Annotated in this window: 16 protein-coding genes; 3 read left to right on the top strand and 13 right to left on the bottom strand. The window is 66.3% G+C overall.

Going from position 1 to position 21,172, the window contains the following annotated elements:
- Nucleotides 1-13: 13 nt before the first annotated feature.
- The 9 genes from D4Q52_RS02245 to D4Q52_RS02205 form a co-directional block, all read right to left on the bottom strand.
- A complete protein-coding gene (locus D4Q52_RS02245) occupies nt 14-169 on the bottom strand; it encodes a DUF3096 domain-containing protein (RefSeq protein ID WP_119854922.1) in 156 nt (51 codons plus the stop codon).
- 773 nt (nt 170-942) lie between these two features.
- Nucleotides 943-2,043: a hypothetical protein gene (locus tag D4Q52_RS02240; RefSeq protein WP_119854921.1), complete on the bottom strand. Its 1,101-nt coding sequence runs from the start codon at nt 2,041-2,043 to the stop codon at nt 943-945.
- A gap of 464 nt (nt 2,044-2,507) precedes the next feature.
- Entirely contained in the window at nt 2,508-4,664 is a 2,157-nt protein-coding gene (gene glyS / locus D4Q52_RS02235; RefSeq protein WP_119854920.1) for a glycine--tRNA ligase subunit beta, read from the bottom strand.
- Nucleotides 4,665-4,789: 125 nt separating this feature from the next.
- A complete protein-coding gene (locus D4Q52_RS02230) occupies nt 4,790-5,218 on the bottom strand; it encodes an endonuclease domain-containing protein (RefSeq protein WP_119854919.1) in 429 nt (142 codons plus the stop codon).
- Between the two features lie 157 nt (nt 5,219-5,375).
- Nucleotides 5,376-6,320 (bottom strand): glycine--tRNA ligase subunit alpha, encoded by a 945-nt coding sequence (locus D4Q52_RS02225; protein ID WP_119854918.1) that lies wholly within the window; start codon nt 6,318-6,320, stop codon nt 5,376-5,378.
- Nucleotides 6,321-6,786: 466 nt separating this feature from the next.
- A complete protein-coding gene (locus D4Q52_RS02220; protein ID WP_119854917.1) occupies nt 6,787-6,975 on the bottom strand; it encodes a DUF4234 domain-containing protein in 189 nt (62 codons plus the stop codon).
- A gap of 103 nt (nt 6,976-7,078) precedes the next feature.
- Nucleotides 7,079-7,987: a S49 family peptidase gene (locus D4Q52_RS02215; RefSeq protein ID WP_119854916.1), complete on the bottom strand. Its 909-nt coding sequence runs from the start codon at nt 7,985-7,987 to the stop codon at nt 7,079-7,081.
- Between the two features lie 349 nt (nt 7,988-8,336).
- Nucleotides 8,337-9,122 (bottom strand): tRNA1(Val) (adenine(37)-N6)-methyltransferase, encoded by a 786-nt coding sequence (locus D4Q52_RS02210; protein WP_119854915.1) that lies wholly within the window; start codon nt 9,120-9,122, stop codon nt 8,337-8,339.
- 8 nt (nt 9,123-9,130) lie between these two features.
- Nucleotides 9,131-9,358: a DUF2007 domain-containing protein gene (locus D4Q52_RS02205; protein ID WP_119854914.1), complete on the bottom strand. Its 228-nt coding sequence runs from the start codon at nt 9,356-9,358 to the stop codon at nt 9,131-9,133.
- 223 nt (nt 9,359-9,581) lie between these two features.
- On the opposite strand from D4Q52_RS02205, the gene D4Q52_RS02200 reads away from it, so the two are divergent.
- Complete coding sequence (locus D4Q52_RS02200; protein ID WP_119854913.1) at nt 9,582-10,592, top strand: polyprenyl synthetase family protein; 1,011 nt, start codon at nt 9,582-9,584, stop codon at nt 10,590-10,592.
- A 158-nt stretch (nt 10,593-10,750) separates the two neighbouring features.
- On the opposite strand, the gene D4Q52_RS02195 is transcribed toward D4Q52_RS02200, so the two are convergent.
- From D4Q52_RS02195 to D4Q52_RS02185, 3 genes are all read right to left on the bottom strand, one after another.
- Nucleotides 10,751-11,650: a 4-(cytidine 5'-diphospho)-2-C-methyl-D-erythritol kinase gene (locus D4Q52_RS02195; RefSeq protein WP_119854912.1), complete on the bottom strand. Its 900-nt coding sequence runs from the start codon at nt 11,648-11,650 to the stop codon at nt 10,751-10,753.
- A gap of 233 nt (nt 11,651-11,883) precedes the next feature.
- Entirely contained in the window at nt 11,884-13,662 is a 1,779-nt protein-coding gene (locus D4Q52_RS02190; protein WP_119854911.1) for a tetratricopeptide repeat protein, read from the bottom strand.
- A gap of 248 nt (nt 13,663-13,910) precedes the next feature.
- Nucleotides 13,911-15,569 carry an electron transfer flavoprotein-ubiquinone oxidoreductase gene (locus D4Q52_RS02185; protein ID WP_119854910.1) on the bottom strand — a complete coding sequence of 553 codons (1,659 nt, stop codon included), beginning with the start codon at nt 15,567-15,569 and terminating at the stop codon, nt 13,911-13,913.
- A 195-nt stretch (nt 15,570-15,764) separates the two neighbouring features.
- On the opposite strand from D4Q52_RS02185, the gene D4Q52_RS02180 reads away from it, so the two are divergent.
- Complete coding sequence (locus tag D4Q52_RS02180) at nt 15,765-16,604, top strand: uracil-DNA glycosylase (RefSeq protein ID WP_119854909.1); 840 nt, start codon at nt 15,765-15,767, stop codon at nt 16,602-16,604.
- A gap of 626 nt (nt 16,605-17,230) precedes the next feature.
- Nucleotides 17,231-19,480, top strand: a complete 2,250-nt coding sequence (locus tag D4Q52_RS02175; protein ID WP_234831041.1) for a TonB-dependent receptor — start codon at nt 17,231-17,233, stop codon at nt 19,478-19,480.
- A gap of 6 nt (nt 19,481-19,486) precedes the next feature.
- On the opposite strand, the gene D4Q52_RS02170 is transcribed toward D4Q52_RS02175, so the two are convergent.
- A complete protein-coding gene (locus D4Q52_RS02170) occupies nt 19,487-20,995 on the bottom strand; it encodes a glycosyltransferase family 39 protein (protein ID WP_119854907.1) in 1,509 nt (502 codons plus the stop codon).
- Nucleotides 20,996-21,172 lie beyond the last annotated feature (177 nt).

The raw sequence follows: 21,172 nt of genomic DNA, 5'->3' as shown, positions 1-21,172 counted from the left end.
TCGGCGCGCCCGACTAAAGACGGAAGAAGCGCAGCACGCCCATGCCGATCAGCCCGATGCAGATCAGGTAGACCGCCACCACGATATTCAGCAGGCGCGGCATCACGAGGATCAGGATGCCGGCGATCAGCGCGACAATGGCGGGAATGTTGGCAGTGGTGATGGTCATGGCAGGTCTCCGGGTGAAGAAGGCGGGATCGAATCGCAAAGGATCGCATCGGGGTGTGTAACCGGCGTGGCAGCGCGAGCGATACCGGCCCCTCATCAAGCGCCATGACGCCAGACGTTCCCTGCTTCGGCTCCGTTGGCGCAGATTCAATCTGCCTGCGACAAAATTTTGCGGAACATCGCTGCGCGGTCGGCATTTTCTCCATGACTGCGCGGATCGGATCGCATGGTGCGACCGCGCAACATAATCGTTCAGGCCGATGACCTCGTCACTGAACGAAGTTCGGGCGCATCTGTTGCGACCGGACAGAGAACCCCGCCCCGTCCCCCGCCCGGGCGGGGTTCGTCTGTCTGGGGTTCAGTTGTATGCATGTTCGCGCGTTGCGCGACTGCTGCCATTCGCGCGCCCCACAAGCACTGAGTCCTCATCCTGAGGAGCCCGGCGAAGCCGGGCGTCTCGAAGGATGGGCCATGCAGTGCGCGTTGCCCACGGGTCGAGACGGCGCTGCGCGCCTCCTACCCATGAGGATGTGCTGGTGGCAGGCGTCGGGATAGGCCGCACGCGCAGCCGCATCCTTCGCGGCTCACCTGCGGGCGAGCGCCTCACAGCCTGGCCGGAATTCGATGTGTGAAATGCGGCCTTCAACGCCGTCATTGCGAGGAGCGAAGCGACGAAGCAATCCAGAAGCGCAGTGCACGGCGCTGGATTGCTTCGCTTCGCTCGCAATGACGGAAAGCGCAGCGATGTCCGCCGAGTGTTTCGCAGCGCTCGGCTCAACTACTCTTCAGCAGCGACAGCAATGTCGTGGTGGATTTGTAGCTCTGCACGGCATGATCGCGGAACGCGGGTGTCCAGTTGGTCGCCGTGCGCTCTTCGGCGCTCATCGCCGAATAGGCGTTGAGCAGGCCGAGGCTGAAATCGGCCGGATTGCCGGAGGTCTGGCTCTGCTTCAGCGCGCCGAGGATGCTGGCGCGGTTGCGGCTGTCGAGTTCGCGCTTCGCCGCGGTCGTTTCTTCAAGTGAGAACAGGCTATCCTTGTTGAGCGAGATCGCCGACAGATCGCGGTTGCTCAGCACGGAGAGATCGGCCTGCTGGCCGACCCTGCGGCCGGGATCGTACACCAGTTCCTTGCCGGCGGCCGAGGCGGCCTTGGCCTGCGCATCGAGCACGGCGCGCGCCGACTTGGCGACGCTGGCGAAGTCCTCCGTCGGCATCGCGCTGCCCGACGGATACTGCGCCAGATAGGCGGCGACCGGGTCGTTGCTGATGCCGGACGGAATCTTGCTGGGATCGGCCTGCGTCGCGGTGATGCCCTTGCCGACCGCGGCGCGCTCGGCCTGCCAGGTTGCGGTCGCCTTCTCCTCGCTGCTGGCGCCGTCGAGATAGTCGGCGGCCGCCTTGTAGACCGAATTGTAGTTGCCGGTGAGCTTGGCGGTCTGGGTCGCCGGCGACAGCGCCGCGTTGAAGCCCGCGATCCGCGTCACCGCGGCGAGAGTCTGCTCGGCGTCGCTGAACTTGCCGCCGGCGTTCGAGGCGATCGCATACAGCGCGCGGCGATCGAGCGACGACAGATCGATCGTCGGCTTGCCGCTGGAATCGTACGGCGCGCTGACATTTGCGGCCTTGTACAGCTTGTCGAGCGCGGCGCGGCTGTCGCTGATGACGGTGGTGAAGTCCTTGGTGGCGGTGGCGCTGGCGAGTTGCGCCTTGGCCTGCGCCGACAGCGTCAAATTGGTCGCCGCGTTGCTGGCGCTCGGCAGCGTGTCGTCACTGGTGCCGCTGAGGATGCTTGCCAACGAAGACTGCGCCCCTGCGGTCCGCGCATAGGCGCCGTATTGCGCGTAGCCCGACACCTGGTTGGAAATCGACGTCATGCCGCGTCCCGCCGTCCGCAAAGAAATTAAGGAACCCTTACCGAGCGCCACCCTTTCAGGACATGGTTAACGGAACGTAAATGGCGGGGACTGCTGGGGCGGGCGACTACGCACGCTGGTTTGGGGCAATGGGCATCTCCATCAACCACCGTCATGCGCGGGCTCGACCCGCGCATCCATCGCGCGCGTGAGCGCGCCTGAGAAGCCGTTGCGAAGAGGATGGATTGCCGGGTCAAGCCCGGCAATGAAGGCGGGGGAGAACAGCGGGCCGCGCCATGCTGCTCCGAGAGCCCCAGCCAGACCCTCGCGTCATCCCGGGGCACGAGCGAAGCTCGTGAACCCGGATTCCAGACTCCCCGCACGCGCGGTTACGCACAGCCGCCGACCTGCCGTGCCCAACCACCAGCGTCGGTGATGATGGATTCCGGGCTCGCCGCTACGCGGGGCCCCGAATGACCGAGGCGTTAGTCCTGGATCTTCGAAAAATCTGCCACCGCGCGCGTCGCCGCGCGGATTTCGTTGAGCAGCTTCAGCCGGTTTTCGCGGACGGCCTTGTCGTCGGCATTCACCGTGACCTTGTCGAAGAACGCATCGACCGCCGGACGCAGCCCGGCCATCGCCGTCATCGCCGCGGCGAAGTCCTCCTTGGCGACGGCCGCGCCAGCCTCCGCCTTGGCGCGATCGATCGCGGCGGCCAGCGCCTTCTCCTCGTCCTGCGTGTACAGCGACGCATCCGGCGCACCATCAAACGTGCGGCCGTCCTTCTTCTCCTCGATGCGCAGAATATTGGCGGCGCGTTTGGTGCCGGCGAGCAGGTTCTTGCCGTCATCAGTAGCAAGGAACGCCGCGAGCGCCTCGACGCGGCGGACGATCATCAGGATGTCGTCCTGCCCCTCGAGCGCGAACACCGCATCGACGAGATCGTGTCGGGCGCCCTGGTCGCGGAGTTGGACTTTCAGGCGGTCGGCGAAGAAAGAGAGGAGACTGCCACTGACGTCGTCATGCCCGCGCTTGTCGCGGGCATCCACGCCTTTCTTGGCGTTGGCCAAGGCGTGGATGGCCGGGACAAGCCCGGCCATGACGGCCGAATGTGCAGCTATCAAGTCGAGCAACCGCAGGCGCAGGGAGTTATCCAGCAACAGCCTGATCACTCCCAGCGCCGCCCTTCGCAGCGCATACGGGTCCTTACTCCCCGTCGGCTTCTCGTCGATCGCCCAGAACCCGACCAGCGTGTCGAGCTTGTCGGCCAGCGCCACCGCGATGCTGACCGGGTCGGTCGGGACGCGGTCGGCCGGGCCTTGCGGCTTGTAGTGCTCCTCGCAGGCGGCGGCGACGCTGGCGTCTTCGCCTTGCGCCAGCGCGTAGTACTTGCCCATCAGCCCCTGCAGCTCGGGGAATTCGCCGACGACTTCGGTGAGCAAGTCGGCCTTGCACAGCCGCGCCGCACGCTTGGCCTTCTCGACATCCGCGCCGACCAGCGGCGCGATCTCCGCAGCTAGGCGTTCGATGCGCGCGATGCGTTCGGCTTGCGTCCCGAGCTTTTCATGAAACACGATCTGATTGAACTTCGGCAGCCGGTCTTCCAGCCGGGTTTTCAGATCGGTGTCGTAGAAAAACTTCGCATCGCTGAGGCGCGCGCGGATGACGCGCTCGTTGCCGGCGGTGATGGCGGCGCCGCCGTCGCTGGCTTCGATGTTGGCGGTCAGGATGAATTTGTTGGCGAGCTTGCCGGTCGCCGGATCGGCGACCACGAAGCACTTCTGGTTGGCCCGGATGGTGGCGCGGATCACTTCGTCGGGGATCGCCAAAAAGGCTTCGTCGAACGAGCCCATCAGCGGCACCGGCCATTCGACGAGGCCGGAGACTTCGTCGAGCAGGCCGGCGTCCTCGACCAGCGCGTAGTTCTGCGCCTGCGCCAGCGTCTTGGCGTCGGCCAAAATGATGTCCTTGCGGCGCTGCGGATCGAGCACGACCTTGGCGGCGGCGAGCTTGGCCTCGTAGTCCTCGAACCGGCGCACTTCGAACGCATCGGGCGCCATGAAGCGATGGCCGCGCGTCAGTTGCCCGGCCTTGATGCCGCTGACGTCGAACGCCACCACGTCCGGCTCCTCGGTGTCGATGCCGAAGGTGGCGATGATCGAATGCAGCGGCCGCACCCATTGCAGCGCGCCGGGCTTGGCCGATCGCTCGCCCCAGCGCATCGATTTCGGCCACGGAAAGGTGCGGACGATCACCGGCAGGATCTCGGCCAGCACCTCGATCGCCGGCCGGCCCGGCTTCTCGATCAGCGCGACGTAGAAGTCGCCCTTCTTCGGATCGCGCTGGATCTTGGCTTCATTGAGCGATCCGAGCCCGGTGGCCTTGAGGAAGCCCTGCACCGCCGCATCCGGCGCGCCGACCTTCGGCCCCTTGCGCTCGTCCTTGAGGTCCGGCTGCCGCGCCGGAATGCCGTGCACCGTCAGCGCGAGCCGCCGCGGCGTCGCAAACGCCTTGGCGCCTTCATAGACGAGCCCTTCGCCGACCAGCCTATCAGTGACCAGCCGCTTCAAATCATCAGCAGCCTTGGCCTGCATCCGCGCCGGGATTTCTTCGGAGAATAGTTCGAGGAGGAGATCGGGCATTTAGATTGGATTCCGTGCGTGGGGACCCCCACCCCCGACCCCTCCCCGCAAGGGGAAGGGGAGCAGGAGGCAGTGCCGGAAAGACGAGCCAACTCCGCCAAGGCAGAGTCCATGAAGACCAAGAATCACTGAGCCTCCCGACGACGTCCGCGCGGCTTACGCGGCGCGCGCGGTTTTGGCTCCCCTCCCCCTTGCGGGGAGGGGTCGGGGGTGGGGGGCAACGCGGACTGAATCTCGGCGAGAACACCATCCAGAATGCCGAGGACATCGTGATTCCAGAAGCGAAGCACGCGATAGCCCTCTGCTTCAATGAAGCGACTACGCGCCTGGTCCGCGTCGCGCTGCTGATCGTGCTGACCACCGTCGAGTTCGATCACCAGCCTGGCGCCACGACTGGCGAAGTCGACGATAAACGGACCAATCGCCGCCTGGCGGCGGAAGTGCGAGTTGGCCAGCATCACATCGTGCCGCAGGCGCTGCCACAGCACGCGCTCAGCATCGGTCGGATTGTGGCGCATCGTGTGCGCGAAGTAACGCTGGCGATCGTTGGTCATCGCTGGCGATCCGAACATTGAACTCAGCATCCGTGGACCCCCACCCCCGACCCCTCCCCGCAAGGGGGAGGGGAGCAGAGGCGTCCTCGTTATCGTACACCCCGCCCGCCTTCGGCAGGCGACCCTCCCCCTCCAGGGGAGGGTGAAGAAAGTCGCTCTAATCCGCCCTTCCCGCCTCCGTATGCAACCATGCCTCGCCGCAGGCCTTCGCGAGCTCACGCACGCGCAGGATGTAGCTCTGGCGTTCGGTTACCGAGATCACGCCGCGGGCGTCGAGCAGGTTGAAGACGTGGCTGGCTTTGATGCACTGGTCGTAGGCCGGCAGCGCCATGGCATGGGCTTCGCGCTTGGCGCCGTCGGCCGACATCACCCAGCCGGCCTCGAGATACTTCTTGCAGGCGGCTTCGGCCATCTTGAATTGCTCGAACAGCATGTCGGTGTCGGCGATCTCGAAATTGTGCTTCGAGTATTCCTTCTCGGCCTGCAGGAAGACGTCGCCATAGGTGACCTTGTCGGCGCCGTCTCGGCCGTTGAAGTTGAGGTCGTAGACGCGGTCGATACCCTGGACGTACATCGCCAGCCGCTCGAGGCCATAAGTGAGTTCACCGGCGACCGGCGCGCATTCGACGCCGGCGACCTGCTGGAAGTAGGTGAACTGGCTGACTTCCATGCCGTCGCACCAGCACTCCCAGCCGAGCCCCCAGGCGCCCAGCGTCGGGCTTTCCCAATCGTCCTCGACGAAGCGCACGTCGTGCAGCGCGGTGTCGACGCCGATCGCCTGCAGCGATTTCAGATAGAGCTCCTGTAGGTCCGGCGGCGACGGCTTCAGGATCACCTGGAACTGGTAGTAGTGCTGCAGCCGGTTGGGGTTCTCGCCATAGCGGCCGTCTTTCGGGCGGCGCGACGGCTGGACGTAAGCTGCGTTCCAGCGCTTGGGGCCGAGCGCCCGCAGCGTGGTGGCCGGATGGAAGGTGCCGGCGCCGACCTCCATGTCGTAGGGCTGCAGGATCACGCAGCCGTAATCGGCCCAGAACCGCTGCAGCGTCAGGATCAGGCCCTGGAAGGAACGTTCCGGGCGCATGTGAGGAGGCGTCGAGTCCATGATCGGCTTTGGATTCACGAGGGTTTTTGGAAAGCGGCCGGACCGTATCGACAGGGCTCCGGCAAATCAAGGCGATCGGCCCAGATCAAGCCCTGAGGCGCCTCCAGCGGCGGCGGCGCTACGCTCTTAACCGGCGGTTAACCATGTGCCGCACGTCCCTAACGCCAATTAACTTTCGTTAGCAATCTCTACCTAACCATACCGGGGTGGGACGCATCCGGCTGGGGGGCCGGGCGCGGGAAAGAAAGGGAGAGCTCAATGACAACAATTCAGATGCTTGGCGCCGTGATGGTGGCGCTCACCGTGGCGCCGCTGCTCGGCGGCCAGATCCGGCGGCATTGACGGCTCCGGCGCGGCCAACGCGTCGCGCCGCAACCTTCGCAACCTCCAAGGTTGCTGCCGGCCCTGCGGGTGATGCCCCGCCCGGGGGCCGGCGCCGAATTGCCCGCTAGATGGCGAGGCGCGCTCAGCCGGGGCGATACGCGCCGGTCACCGGATCCAGCCGCAGCGTCGGAATTTCGGCCGGTTGCGGTTCGGCGAAGATCGCCGTCCGCACCTCGTCGAGCTCCTGATTGATCCGTCCGGCCGTGCGGAAGGCCCAGCGCACGGCAGCGATACCCACGAGCGTCCCGGCGAGTACGAGCAGCGGCGGCATTGATCGATCCTCATCTTCAGGTCACGCCCCGAGGCCAGTTTCGCTGACTCGCTGCCGGCTCGCAATCCCGCCCGGCGGGGCGAAACGGCGCGCCAAACACCTTCTAAAAGCCGTATTTGGCCCAGACCGCGCGGGCTTCCAGCGCCGAGATCAGTTGCTCCGGCAAGGCGGCGACGCCGTCGAGCGCGACCTCGGTCCCGGCGCCCGAGGATTTGCGCATCAGGTTCGACAGCAACCCGGTCGGCGGCGCGATCACCGGCGTGCGCACCTTGTCGCCGTAGCGCGCGCGTACCACCGAACGCAGGTCGCCGATCGCGTCGCTGAGGCCGAGCGCCACCGACGTCGCGCCGGCCCAGTACTCGCCGGAGAACAGCTTCGATTCTTCGCCCTTCAGCCGCGCGCCGCGGCTGTCCTTCACTAGCGAGATGAACAGCGCGTGGATCTCACGCTGCAGCGCCTTGATCCGCGCGACGTCGTCCGGATCTTCCGGCAGGAACGGATCGAGCTGCGCCTTGTGCTCGCCCGCGGTGTACAGCCGCCGCTCCACCCCGATCTTCTTGATCAGTTCGGTGAAGCCGAAGGTGCCGCCGACCACGCCGATCGAGCCGACGATCGACGACGGGTCGCAATAGATCTCGTCGGCCGCACACGCGATCATGTAGCCGCCGGACGCCGCGACGTCCTCGACGAACGCGTAGACCGGCAGTTTCTTCTCGGCCGCCAGCGCGCGAATGCGCAGATAGATCAGCCGCGACTGCACCGGCGAGCCGCCCGGCGAATTGATCGCCAGCGCCACCGCCTTGGCGTTGCGGGTGGAGAACGCCCGGTCGAGCAGCTTGGCGACGCCCGCCAGACTGAGGCCCGGCCGCAGCGGCGTCACCGCGCCGATGGTGCCCGACAGCCGCACCACCGGGACTACCGGAATGTCCGAGCGAAAGCGTGCGGGAAGGAGATTACCGAGCATGCCCAGCAGCCCCGAAGGACTGCGGCCATCAGCCGCCGGTTCGTTCATGCAGTCACCCTAATGTTGCTCATATTCGATAGTCGAATTTCGCCGTGGTCTGGAACGCGTTTTGCAATGCAGGGTTCATATAGGAAGCTGGCTGCAGCGACGCAGCGGAGAAGATCATGAAAATCTATCTAATCATGCTGCTGATCGGAGCGATCCTGGCGGCGGTGCATTTCACCGCGACGCCCGACCGCAAGACGCTGCCGCACTAGGATAATTTTGCTCCAGGCGAGAGCGCGCAGCGCCGCGTCCAAAGTCATCGCCTAGTGATCGTGTCGCAGCGCCGTGTTGTCCCGGCGGGAGTTGCCTGCCGACGAGGTTCACACGCCGGGCTGCAGTATTTGCCGATCAGTTAGTTCGGGCCGACCGGCGCCGGCAAAATCTGCTCACCATCCAGCACGCTCTTTGCCTGCGCGGTCGGGCGTCCGTCGGCCTCGTTCAGCATCAGCGGCGGGTGGATCTGCAGCGGCGCTCTGCTGCCCTTCACCGCCTGCACCAGAACCCGGATCGCCGGCGCCTGCGGCCGGCCGTAGACCGGGATCACACCGATATCGCCGAAGCCGCGGCCGAGCGCCGCCAGCACCTCGCCCAGTCCATCGGCGCGCCAGATCAGACTCAGCACGCCGCCGGATCGCAGCGTCCGCCGCGCGGCGTGAACCCAACACTCCAGCGTGGTCGGATTTGCGACATGAGCGGTCCGCCGTGCCGCATCGGGCGAGCCGCGATGCCGGGCGGGATGATTGAATGGCGGGTTCATCAGCACGACATCGGCGTCGTCCGGCACAAGCCCGGCGGCCGTGTAGGCTGCGGCGCCAGCGGCGACGTCGAGCACCAGCACCTCGGCGGGAAAGCCGTTGGCGGCCGCGTTCAGCTCCGCCAGCGCGGCGAGACGCGGCTCGATTTCGACCAACGCCAGATCGAGGCCGGCGACCCGGCTGGCCAGCGCAAGGCCCGCGGCGCCGACGCCGGCGCCGAATTCGACCACACGGTCGCCCGGCCGGGCAACCGTCGCCGCCGCCAGCAGGATGGCATCATGGCCGGCACGATGGCCGGCGATCGGCTGCCGCAGCCGCAGTCGCCCGCCAAGGAAGGCGTCCTCGGAGGTCGGCACCGGCTGGATCGTGGCCGATTCAGTCATCGGCCGCCTCACCCCATGTCCCGCAGCTCATGGGCGAGGCCGGCGTCGGTCATGACCTGACGGGCACTGCGGACATCATCCGAATGGACGAGAATGCGCCGCGGGATGACCCCGACCGAGCCCTCCAGCACGCTCATGTTCTGGTCCATCACCAAATAGTCGATCCCGGCGCCGTCGAGCAGCGCCCCGATCGCCGAAATCAGCACCACGTCGTTGGTCCGCACCAGTTCCTGCAATCTTGCGCCTCCCCTGATCCCTGCATTATAGCTCCCCCCAATCGTCGCGGGCGAGCGGCACGTCGCGGCCGGTCCACTCCCATGCTATAGGGAGCCACGTCGAAGAGCGAAATCGCCGGGCCGCTGCGCGCCGGCGCCCGAATTCGCCTCCGAGCACCGAAATTGAGGAGGTTTTCGCGCGGACCCGCTGTGCCGAAAACCGCCGTCACTGTGGAGACCCAGCGTGGCCGTGATCGTCCCCTTCGAAGGCCCTTCGTCAGCGTCGATCGACCAGCTGGTCGGGCTCGCCGCCGCCGACATGGAGCGGGTCAACGCCACCATCCTGTCGCGGACCGGCTCCGACGTCACCATGATCCCGGAGGTCGCCAATCATCTGATCTCCTCGGGTGGCAAGCGGCTGCGGCCGATGCTGACGCTGGCGATGGCGAATCTCACCGGCTACGCCGGCGACGGCCATATCAAGCTCGCCGCCGCGGTCGAGTTCATGCACACCGCAACGCTGCTGCATGACGATGTCGTCGACGAGAGCGAGATGCGCCGCGGCAAGAAGTCGGCGCGGATGCTGTGGGGCAACGAGGCCAGCGTGCTGGTCGGCGACTTCCTGCTCGGCCAGGCGTTCCGCATGATGGTCGAGGTCGGCAGCCTGCGCGCGCTCGACATTCTCTCCGCGGCGTCGGCGACGATCGCCGAGGGCGAAGTGATGCAGCTCGCCGCCGCCAAGAATACCGCAACGACCGAAGACGAATATCTCGCGGTGATCCGCGGCAAGACCGCCGAGCTGTTCGCCGCCGCCTGCGAGGTCGGCCCGGCGATCGCCGAGCGGCCGAAGGCCGAGCAGTCGGCCTGCCGCTCGTTCGGCATGAATCTCGGCATCGCCTTCCAGCTGATCGACGACGTGCTCGATTACGGCGGCAAGGCCGCCAAGCTCGGCAAGAACGTCGGCGACGATTTCCGCGAAGGCAAGATCACGCTGCCGGTGGTGCTGGCATTCCGCCGCGGCAACGACGCCGAGCGCGAGTTCTGGGTGCGGGCGCTGGAGAAGGGCGACATCACCGACGCCGACCTCGACCAGGCGATCGCCCTGATGGCCAAGCATCGCGCCCTCGAAGACACCATCCAGCGCGCCCACCATTACGGCGCAATGGCGGTCGACGCGCTGGCACTGTTCCCGTCGTCGCCGATGAAGACGGCGCTGGAGCAGGTGGTGGCGTTCTGTTTGGCGCGGTCGCACTGAACGCGGGGCGTCGCTCCACCGCCCTCTCGTCATTCCGGGGCGCTCGCACTTGCGAGCGAACCCGGAATCTCGACCAAGCTCGACAACCTCGGGATTCCGGGTTCGCGCAGCTTCGCTGCGCGCATCGGAATGACGAACGCAAGCTCAGTCGCTTCTGATCAGCTCAAGCTACCCGCATGCACCCACCAACCCGGGTGAGCGGCTTTCAGCACTTCGGCGCCGGCCTTCGCATCCTCATCGCTGGCGAACAGCGCGAAGCAGGTGGCGCCGGAGCCGGACATGCGGGCGAGTTGCACGCCGGGTAATGCGCCGAGCGCCTGTAGCACGGTGCCGACCACCGGTTCGACCTTCAGCGCCGGTGCCTCGAGGTCGTTGCGGCCGCGCTTGACCGCGGCGATCCAGTCGGACGCGGAGGCGTCCTGCTTCGGCCAGCCGGTCGACCCCAGCACGTCGGCGATGCCGACATTGAGCTGGCCGGCGCGCAGGCCGAGCGTCGTGAACACGTCCCTGGTGGCGACCGGCATGCGCGGATTGACCATGACGGCGGACAGCCGCGGCAACGGCAGCGGCGACAGGTTGTCGCCGACGCCGGTCATCACGCAGGGCTGCGACGGCAGGCACACCGGCACGTCTGCGCCGGTGAGCCGTGCCGCCTCGATCAGGCGTGGATCGTCGAAGGCTAGATCGTTGGTGCGGACCAAGAGGCGCAGCGCCGCCGCAGCGTCGGCAGAGCCGCCGCCGATGCCGGCCGCGACCGGCAGATGCTTGTCGAGCACGAAGGCGCCGCTGCGCAGCCCCGGCACGCGCTCGGCGAGCAGCCGCGTCGCCTTCAGCACCAGATTGTCAGTGGTGTCGCCGCAATCCTGCGCGCCGGGCCCCGTGGTGACGAGGCTGAGCTCGTCGCCTGGATGCAGCGTCAGGCGGTCGGCGCAATCGGCGAACGCCACGACGCTTTCGAGGTCGTGATAGCCGTCGACGCGGCGGCCGACGACACGCAGCGTCAGATTGACCTTGGCGCGAGCTACATCGCTCAGCGCGACTACCGAAGCTGCATTCACCTCAACAGGCCCCTACCCCATCGACACCGGACAACGACGCGACACGCTCCAGCTGCCTGCCGGCTCGGTCCGCCGAATGTCCGAGCACAACCGCCGGCACGGCGCAACCGCCCATTGTGGGAATGCGTATTCCGCGACGTTTGGCCAGCGGGGTGCAAGGCCCGAAGGGATCACCGCAACCCGGCACGCCGGCGACGACAAAGGCCATCGCCGCGCGCCTGCGACAGGACGGCTCAGCCGCCCTTGTCGTCTTCCTTCTTCTTCTCGGCCGTGGCGGCCGACGAGGTGTCGTCCGGCAGGCCGTTGGCAAGCTTGGCCTCGATCTTCGGCAGTTCGTCCGGATCCGGCTTGAGATCGCGGGCGTGCGCCCACTGGAAGCGCGCTTCGAGCGTGCGGCCGACGCGCCAATAGGCGTCGCCGAGGTGATCGTTGATGGTCGGATCTTCAGGCTTTAGGTCGATCGCCCGCTCCAGCGTCTTCACCGCATCCTCGTAATTGCCGATGCGGTAGTAAGCCCAGCCCAGCGAGTCGACGATGTAGCCGTCGTCCGGACGCTGGTCGACGGCGCGCTTGATCATCTTCATCGCTTCGTCAAGATTGATGCCCTGGTCGATCCAGGAATAGCCCAGATAGTTCAGCACGTGCGGCTGCTCGGGCTGCATCGACAGCGCCTTCTTCATGTCGGCTTCGGCTTTCGCCCACTGCTTGGAACGCTCCTCGCAGATGCCGCGGAAGTAGTAGTACACCCAGCTGTTCTTCTCGGCGCCGGTCAACGCGTCGATGCCCTGCGAATAGGTCACGGCGCAATCGGCGAACTTCTTGCGACCCCGCTCGATATTGCCGAGCGCCATGATGGCCTCGAGGTCCTTGCCGTCCTCGGCAATCACGTCCTTGAGGATCTTGATCGCCTCGTCGCTGCGCTCGACCGCGTCGAGATCGGTGGCGAGCTGGATCTGGGCGTTACGCTTGAGTGGCGAATCCGCCGGCACGCGCTCGTAGACCTTCACGGCCATCGCCGGCTTCTTCACCGACTCGTACAGATCGCCGAGCGCGAGCAGCGCCAGCGAATGGTCGGGCTTCAGATACAGAGCGAGCTGCAGATAGACCAGCGCCAGATCCTCGCCACCGCGCCGCGTCAGCGACGCGCCGATGCCGTACAGCGCTTCGGCGGCGCCGGCCTGCGGGCTATCAACCAAGGACGGCAGCTTCTTGCCGGCGCGCACGTCGCGCAGCGCGTCGATCACCAGCGGGTGGCGGGCCAGCTTCTTGTCGAAATTCTCATACACCGCGGTCGCCTCGGCGGCGTCCTTGTTGCGCGACAGCCAGCGTGCATAGGCGTCCATCACCCGCAGCGCCGAATCGTCGAGCTTGTAGGCGCGCTCGAACCGCGGCCCGGCGTCCTTCTGCTTGCCCGCGAGTTCGAGGATCATGCCGGAATGCAGATCCTTGAAGATCGGATACCACTCCGGGCCTGCAAGCTTGTCGATGTTGGCGACCGCGCCCTTGACGTCGCCGGCGCCTTCCATCGCCCAGCTGGCGAGCAGCGTCGCGACCAGATCGGTGATCGGCCCGCGCACCGACAGGTTCACGTTCTGAATCGCAGAGGCGTATTTCTTCGTCTTGAGGTCGCGGACGCCGAGCACCAGGCGCGCGACGCGATTGGTCTTGTCGACCTTGAGAATGCGGTCGGCGAGCTTCACCGCCTCCTCAATATTGCCTTCGGCAAGCGAGGAGATGAAGGCGCGGTCGAGCAACTCGTTGTTCTTCGGATCGGTGCGCAGCGCCGAGCGATAGAACGCCGCAGCGGACGCCGCGTCACGCTCGACGCTGGCGTGGCGGGCCGCCAGATAGCTGCCGGCCGTGGTCATCGACCGCAGGTCTTGATTGGTCGGAAACTGCGCGGAATTGTCCGCCGGATGATCCGGCGTCTGCGCCAGCGCGGGTCCGGCCAGCGGCAGCGCCGCCAAGGTGAGGGCGACGGCCATCGAGCGACGGAATCGATGAAGAAGCATCAAAGTTGCCTAGCTCCAGGAAAGGGCTCGGATGTCCCGGCCGCCGAGCCGGCAGCGTCTGACCGACGACAATGCCGGTTTTGACGACCAACCGCAAGGATCGGCCCCGGCGCACATCAGGCCAACCGTCCCGCATAGTGTCGCGGCACGGCCTTGGTCCAGATTGAGACGGTGGCAACATGGCAGGATCGTGACCGGCGCAGGCTGCATACGCCTCGGCCGCTCACGTCCTCGTGGTCAGAGACCGCTCACATCCCCTGGTAATTTGGACCGCCGCCGCCCTCCGGCGGGACCCAGGTGATATTGCCGTTCGGATCCTTGATGTCGCAGGTTTTGCAGTGGACGCAGTTCTGCGCGTTGATCACGAAGCGGGGGCCGGTCGGTTCTTCGACCCATTCGTACACCGCGGCCGGGCAGTAGCGCCCCGACGGACCGGCGAATACGTCGTGCTCCGACTTCTTCTGCAGTTCCATGTCGGCGACCTTGAGGTGCACCGGCTGATCTTCCTCGTGATTGGTGTTCGACAGGAACACCGAGGATAGCCGATCGAAGGTCAGCTTGCCGTCCGGCCTCGGACCGGGATGCGGCTGATGCGACTTGGCGGGATCGAGCGTCGATTTGTCCGGCTTGCCATGCGACAGCGTGCCGAACACCGAGAAGCCGAGAGTGGAGCACCACATCTCGAAGCCGGCCAGCACCACGCCGACCGCGGTGCCGAACTTCGACCACAGCGGCTTGACGTTGCGGATCTTGAACAGATCGCGTCCGATCGCGGAATCGCGCCACGACTCTTCGTAGCTCACCACCTCGTCGTTGCTGCGCCCTGCCGCCAGCGCGGCGGCGACATGTTCGGCCGCCAGCATGCCGGAGCCGATCGCATTGTGGACGCCCTTGATGCGCGGCACGTTGACGAAGCCCGCAGCGCAGCCGATCAGCGCGCCTCCCGGGAACGTCAGCCGCGGCACCGATTGCCAGCCGCCTTCGGTGATGGCGCGCGCCCCATAGGAGATGCGCTTGCCGCCTTCGAACAGCGGCGCGATCGATTTGTGGGTTTTGAATTTCTGGAACTGATCGAATGGCGACAGATAAGGATCGTCGTAGTTGAGATGCACCACGAAGCCGACCGCCACCAGGTTGGTGCCGTAGTGATACAGAAACGAGCCGCCGCCGACATTGTTGCTGAGCGGCCAGCCGAACGAGTGCGCGATCTGGCCCTTGCGGTGCTTGGCCGGATCGATCTCCCAGACTTCCTTCAGGCCGATGCCGAATTTCGGCGGATCGCTGTCCTTGTCGAGCTTGTATTTGGCGATCAGTTGCTTCGACAGGCTGCCCCGCGCGCCTTCGGCGAACAGCGTGTACTTGCCGAGCAGTTCCATGCCGCGGGTGAAGGAGTCCTTGGGCTTGCCGTCGCGGCCGATGCCCATGTCGCCGGTGGCGATGCCGCGCACTTCGCCATTGTCGCCGTACAGCACCTCGGTGGCGGCGAAGCCCGGATAAATTTCGACGCCGAGTTCTTCGGCCTTCGGGCCGAGCCAGCGGCACAGATCGCCGAGCGAGCCGATGAAGTTCTTGTGGTTGTTGAGCATCGGCGGGACCATGATCTCGGGGACCTTGAAGGCCTTGTCCGAGGTCATCACGTAGAAATGGTCGTCCACCACCTGGGTCTTGAGCGGGCAGCTGTCGTCCTCGCGCCAGCTCGGCATCAGCTTGTCGAGCGCCGACACGTCGATCACCGCACCCGAGAGAATGTGCGCCCCGACTTCCGAACCCTTTTCGACCACGACGATCGAGAGCTCCGGGTTGAGCTGTTTGAGGCGGATCGCCGAAGACAATCCCGAGGGACCTGCACCCACGATCACGACGTCGAATTCCATGGATTCGCGGGGCGGCAGCGTTTCGTCGCTCATCTATTTTCTCGCAGGGACAGTCTTGAACGTTTCCAGCCGGTGTTCTTTCTTATTTTTCCGGGAAGGACAACCACCCAAATGTACCTGCCAGGCGATCGTTCCGGCTTTCATGCCGCCATTTTCTCAGGCACAGTTCGCTGTGCGAAACCTTCGGCGCTGCGCGCCCGGTCCCCTTTCCGCTTCGATCGCTGAATCATGACGCCAGAATCCGCGCCGAGCCTGCGACAATTGCTGGCGTTCTATCTCGATGCCGGGGTCGACTGCGCGCTCAACGACGAGCCGGTGAACCGGCTGCTCGACGACGAGATCGTCGCGCCTGCCGAGCCGCAGCCGCGTGAAGCGCCTGCCGCGCGCGCGGAGATCAAGCGCGCACCCGCTCCGGTGCAGCGACCGGGCGCCGCGCCGCCCTCGCCCGAGGCGGCGATCGCGTCGGCCCGGGCGGCAGCGGCAACCGCGCCGACGCTCGAGGCCCTGCGCGCACTGATGGAACAGTTCGACGGCTGCGCGCTCCGATCGACGGCGACCCGGCTGGTGTTCGCCGACGGCAACCCGCAGGCCCGGCTGATGCTGGTCGGCGAAGCGCCGGGCCGCGACGAGGACATCGAAGGACTGCCGTTCGTCGGCCGCTCCGGCAAGCTGCTCGATCTGATGCTGGCGGCGATCGGGCTCGACCGCAGCAAGGTCTACATCGCCAACGTGATCCCCTGGCGGCCGCCGGGCAACCGCACGCCGACGCCGCAGGAGATCCAGATCTGCCTGCCCTTCATCCAGCGCCAGATCGAGCTGGTCGATCCGGACATCGTGCTGACGCTCGGCAACCCGGCGACGCAGACGCTGTTGCAGACCCGCGACGGCATCATGAAGTCGCGTGGCCGCTGGACCGACTACAACACCGGCACGCGCACCATCCGGGCGATCGCGACCTTCCACCCCGCCTATCTGCTCCGCTCGCCGGCGTATAAGCGCATGACCTGGATGGACCTGCGCGCAGTGGCGCAAGCGCTCGAAGCATTGCCCGGCAAGGCGGCGAACTAGGGCTGCTCGATTTCTTCATCGAAGCGATATCGCCCGACCCAAAATCAGCCTGCGTTTTCCGTCATTGCGAGCGAAGCGAAGCAATCCATAAGCGCCGAGCACGGAGCCCTGGATTGCTTCGTCGCTTCGCTCCTCGCAATGACAACATTCGAGGCCGCATTTCACGGATCGAATTTCCGGCCAGGCTCTGAGCAGCCTGGCCGAGCCGGGCGTCTCGAAGGATGGGGCCACTCTGCCAGTCTCAAAAGATAGAAATTATCTAGTCTGAGTTCCAACTAATTGACGATCGTACCTTGCTACCGCATCAAGGCTGCGGGGCTGGAGCAACGATGAGTTCGTCGGACGACGAGTGAAGCGGCTAGCGCGGGCCCTGGTTTCACCGGATCCAGGTGTCGGTTCGTTCGAGGCCACCGCTGCAGAGTGTCCTTGCTGATCAGCATCGCCAACGCCCGACCACTTGTTCGGGCGCGTGATGAGCGCGGCGCCATGGTGAAGAGGTGACGGCCGTCACCGCCAACTTTCGCCCGATAGCGGCGCCATCGACCGCAGCTATCGATTGAGTTTCGTCCCAACGGCTCCGGCCACTATCAGGATTGCCCATGTATCGTTGCCGAGCGCTTGGCGGCGTGAGCCTGCTTGTCTTGTTCGCATCGCTGACAGCCGCGCCGTCTTTGTCACGCGCCCAAACCGCGCCGCCGTCCGGCCAGATGCTGCCACCAGTGTCGGTCGACGCGCCGCGTCCGACGCGGGCCAAGCCGGCCGTGGCCCGCCGCAGCAGCGCCGCCACCGCGCGGCGGCAAGCCAGCCGCGTCGCCCCGCCCCCGGCTCGGTTGCCAGCCGCTGCGGCCGTTCAGCCCAGCGTCGCCTCCGACGCCAACAGGCCGGCTGCCTTCGCGGGCGGCCAAGTGGCGCGCGGCAGCAGGCTCGGCATGCTCGGCAATGCCGACACGTTCAGATCGCCGTTCGCCACGGCGAGCTACACCAACGATGCGATCCGCAATCAGCAGGCCTCGACCGTCGCGGACGCCCTGCTGCTCGATCCATCGGTGCGGGTGACCAGTCCGTTCGGCGGCATGATCGATTCGTTTTACATCCGCGGCTTTCCGATCGCCGAAGGCACCGCGGGCGAAGTGGCCTTCGACGGTGTCTACGGAATCGCGCCGAACTTCCGCACCTTCAACGATTATGTCGAGCGGATCGAAGTCTTCAAGGGTCCGGCCGCGATGCTGTCCGGCGTGTCGCCGAACGGCGGCGTAGGCGGCGTCATCAACGTGGTGCCGAAGCGCGCCGAGGCCGATCTCAGCCGCATCGGCGTCGGCTATGTGTCGAACGGCTTCGTCAGCACCAATATGGATGTCGCGCGTCGGTTCGGCGATCACCGCGAATTCGGTCTGCGCTTCAACGGCCGCATCGGCGGCGGCGATACCGCGATCGACCGTCAAGCCGACCGCCTGCAGGTCGGCTCGCTGGCGTTTGACTACCAGGGCGAACGCTATCGCACCTGGCTGTACGGCTTCACCCAGAACGAGCACATCAAGGCGCCGGTGCGGCCCTTCACGATCTCCAGCGGGCTGCTGATCCCGCCGGCGCCGAACGCGACCAACAACGTCACCCAGCCGTGGGAATGGTCGAACATTCGCGAATCCTCGGTGCTGTGGAAAAACGAATTCGACGTGAGCGAGAGCATCATGGCGTTCGGCAATGTCGGCGGCTCGAACACCAATGCGGAGCGGTTCTTCGGCCTGCCGAACATCACGAATGCGCGCGGCGACACGTCGACGACGTCGCAATATTACAATCTCGACGTCAACCGCTTCACGGTCGACGCCGGCGTGCGTGCCAAGTTCGACACCGGCGTCGTGCAGCATGCCGTAACGCTGCAGGCGTCGCGCTATCAGGACGAACAGTATCGCGCCTTCCCGGCCGGCAAGGCCTACACGTCCAACATTTACGCCCCGGTGCTGCGGCCGGAACAGAGCTACACCATCCCGTCGTTCAAGCCGCGCCTGTCCGACACCACACTGAACGGCGTGGCGCTGGCCGACACGATGTCGATGCTGAATGACAGCGTCCTGCTGACGCTCGGCGTCCGGCAGCAGCAGGTGATCGCGCACAACTTCTCGACCACCACGGGAGCGCAGACCTCGTCCTACGACAAGTCTGCGACCACGCCGATGGCCGGGATCGTGGTGCGGCCGATCGAGCATCTGTCGCTGTATGCGAACTTCATCGAAGGCCTCAGCCGCGGCGATATCGCGCCGATCACCGCCAGCAATTCCGGCGAAGTCCTGGCGCCGTACCGCACCAGGCAATACGAGACCGGCGCCAAGCTCGACCTCGGCCGGATCGGCGCGACGCTGGCGTTCTTCCAGATCACCAAGCCGAATGGCGAGCTCAACAACGGCATCTATTCGGCCGGCGGCGAGCAGCGCGTGCGCGGCACCGAGCTCAGCCTGTTCGGCGAGATCGCGCCCGGGGTCCGCACCGTCGGCGGCGTGACGCTGTTTGATGGCGAGGTGACGCAGACCGCGACTGTCGCCAACATCGGCAAGACGCCGATCGGCGTGCCGAGCGTGCAGATCAACATGACGGGCGAATGGGATCTGCCGATACTGGCGGGCACCACGCTGACCGGTACTGTGATTCACACGGGACGGCAGTACGTCAACGGCAGCAACACGCAGATGCTGCCCGCCTGGACCCGCGTCGATCTCGGCGCGCGCTACGTGACGATTATCCAAGGTCGTAAGACCACCGTCCGCGGTACGGTGCAGAATGTGGCTGGTACCGATTACTGGGCCAGCGTCGCCTCGTTCGGCACTTTCGCGCTCGGCACGCCGCGGGTTTATCTGCTGTCGCTGGACGTCGAACTCTAGGGCCGCTCACCGCCCGCGCGGCCGGACGATCGCCCAGCCGATGCGCAGCAGCGGCTGGCGGCCGGAGATCATGCGGTCGAAGGCGCGTGGCAGTTCGGGGACGATATCGGGAAACCGCGCGGCGATCTCCGGTGGCGGTCTGCCGGCGGTGTCGGCCGCGCGCCAGACGACGATGCCGCCCTGCTCCCGGAACCTTTCGGCCGTCACCCACGGTGTCCGCGCCGGAGTGACGTCGAGAAACAGATGCGGCCGCGAGGCGCCCATCGCGATCAGCCCGGCGAGTTCAGGGTCGCCCGCGACGGCGGGCAGCGGCCGGCCGGTGCGGCGCTCGAAGCTGTCGCCGAAATAGCGCGCGATCTCCTTGGCCGGCAGCGAGGTCGGCAGGCTGGTCGGGCTGAGCCAGGGCTGAACCAGCGCGCTCAGCATCACCACCGCGGCAGGCGCCGCCACCACAGCGGCCCAGGCGGTGCGCAGCACCCGCTGGCGGCGCAGATGAATGACGTCGCCGGTCGCCATCACCACCGCGAGCCCGACCATCAGCAGCGCGATCCCGGCGCCGCCGAGCACATGCGTCAGCCCAAACACGCCGGCCGCGATGCAGCCGAGCAGCGCCGGCGCCAGCGCGAAGACATAGACGTATTGCCGCGCCAGCGGATCGACCGGGGCGCGAACCACCGACGGGGAATCGTCCGGCCGCGGATCGAACCGCCGCGTATTGAGCAGCGCCAGCAGCGCGACGCCGCCGATTGCAAGCAGCAGCCCGCCGAACAATTCCGCGGCGAGCAGCGCGCGTGCGCCGCCGTCCTGCGTGGCCGGCAGCGCCGGCAATGCAAACAGATCGGCGCGGAGCAGCCAGATGCCATAAGGCAGCACCAAAACGGCGACGACGAGCAGCGCGAACAGCGGATCGAGCGACATCAACGCACGGCGGCCGCGCGGCGTGGCGAGCGCGAAGCCGACCAGCAGCAACAGTAGCGCCGGGGCTGCGACGGTCGTCAGCAGCAGCAGGCCGATCTCGATCGACAGCGAGAACCAGGCGCTGCGACGGCCGCGACCGATCACGTCCCAGCCGTGCCACAGAATCAACGCCCACAGCGGCCGGGCCAGCACCAATGGCCCGAACTCGACGCCGGGCGCCGCGAACGCCGTGATGGTCGAGGTCAACACTACCGCGATTACCGCGTGCTGCGGGCCGACCATGCTGCGGGCGAGCTTGAACAGCGCGTAGAACGTAACCACGAAGCAGAGCTGCGCCAGCACATAGACGCCGATGACGTGACCGCCGGCGGCACGGAACGCAATGTCGGCGAGCCAGAACGCCAGCGGCGGACCGAGGTGGGTGCCAACCTGATACTCGCGGCCGTAAGCCAGCACCGTGGCAATGCTGCCAGGCGGGCTCGCGTAGAACAACGTCGGAACCAGGATCCACAACAGCGCCTGCGCCGATACCACCAGCCAGAATACCAGCCGCGGCCGGGCGCGGATCAGTTCGATGATCAGGGAAGCAAAGCGCATGCGGGCCCAGCGAAGTTCGTCGGCTCGTGATAGAGGCCGCCGCCAGCCCAGGCAACCGGCTTGGCCGTTCCGGCCTGACAGCGGGGATTATCACCGATGAAAGCAAGCGGGAGCCGCGAGGACCACCCTCCCCTGGAGGGGAGGGTAAAAGGAGCGCCAGCCTCAGGTTATCTACGG

This window comes from Rhodopseudomonas palustris, assembly GCF_003591005.1.
Classification (GTDB): domain Bacteria; phylum Pseudomonadota; class Alphaproteobacteria; order Rhizobiales; family Xanthobacteraceae; genus Rhodopseudomonas; species Rhodopseudomonas palustris_K.
Note: the sequence above shows the minus strand (reverse complement) of the source record. Positions and strands in the feature narration are given on the sequence as shown.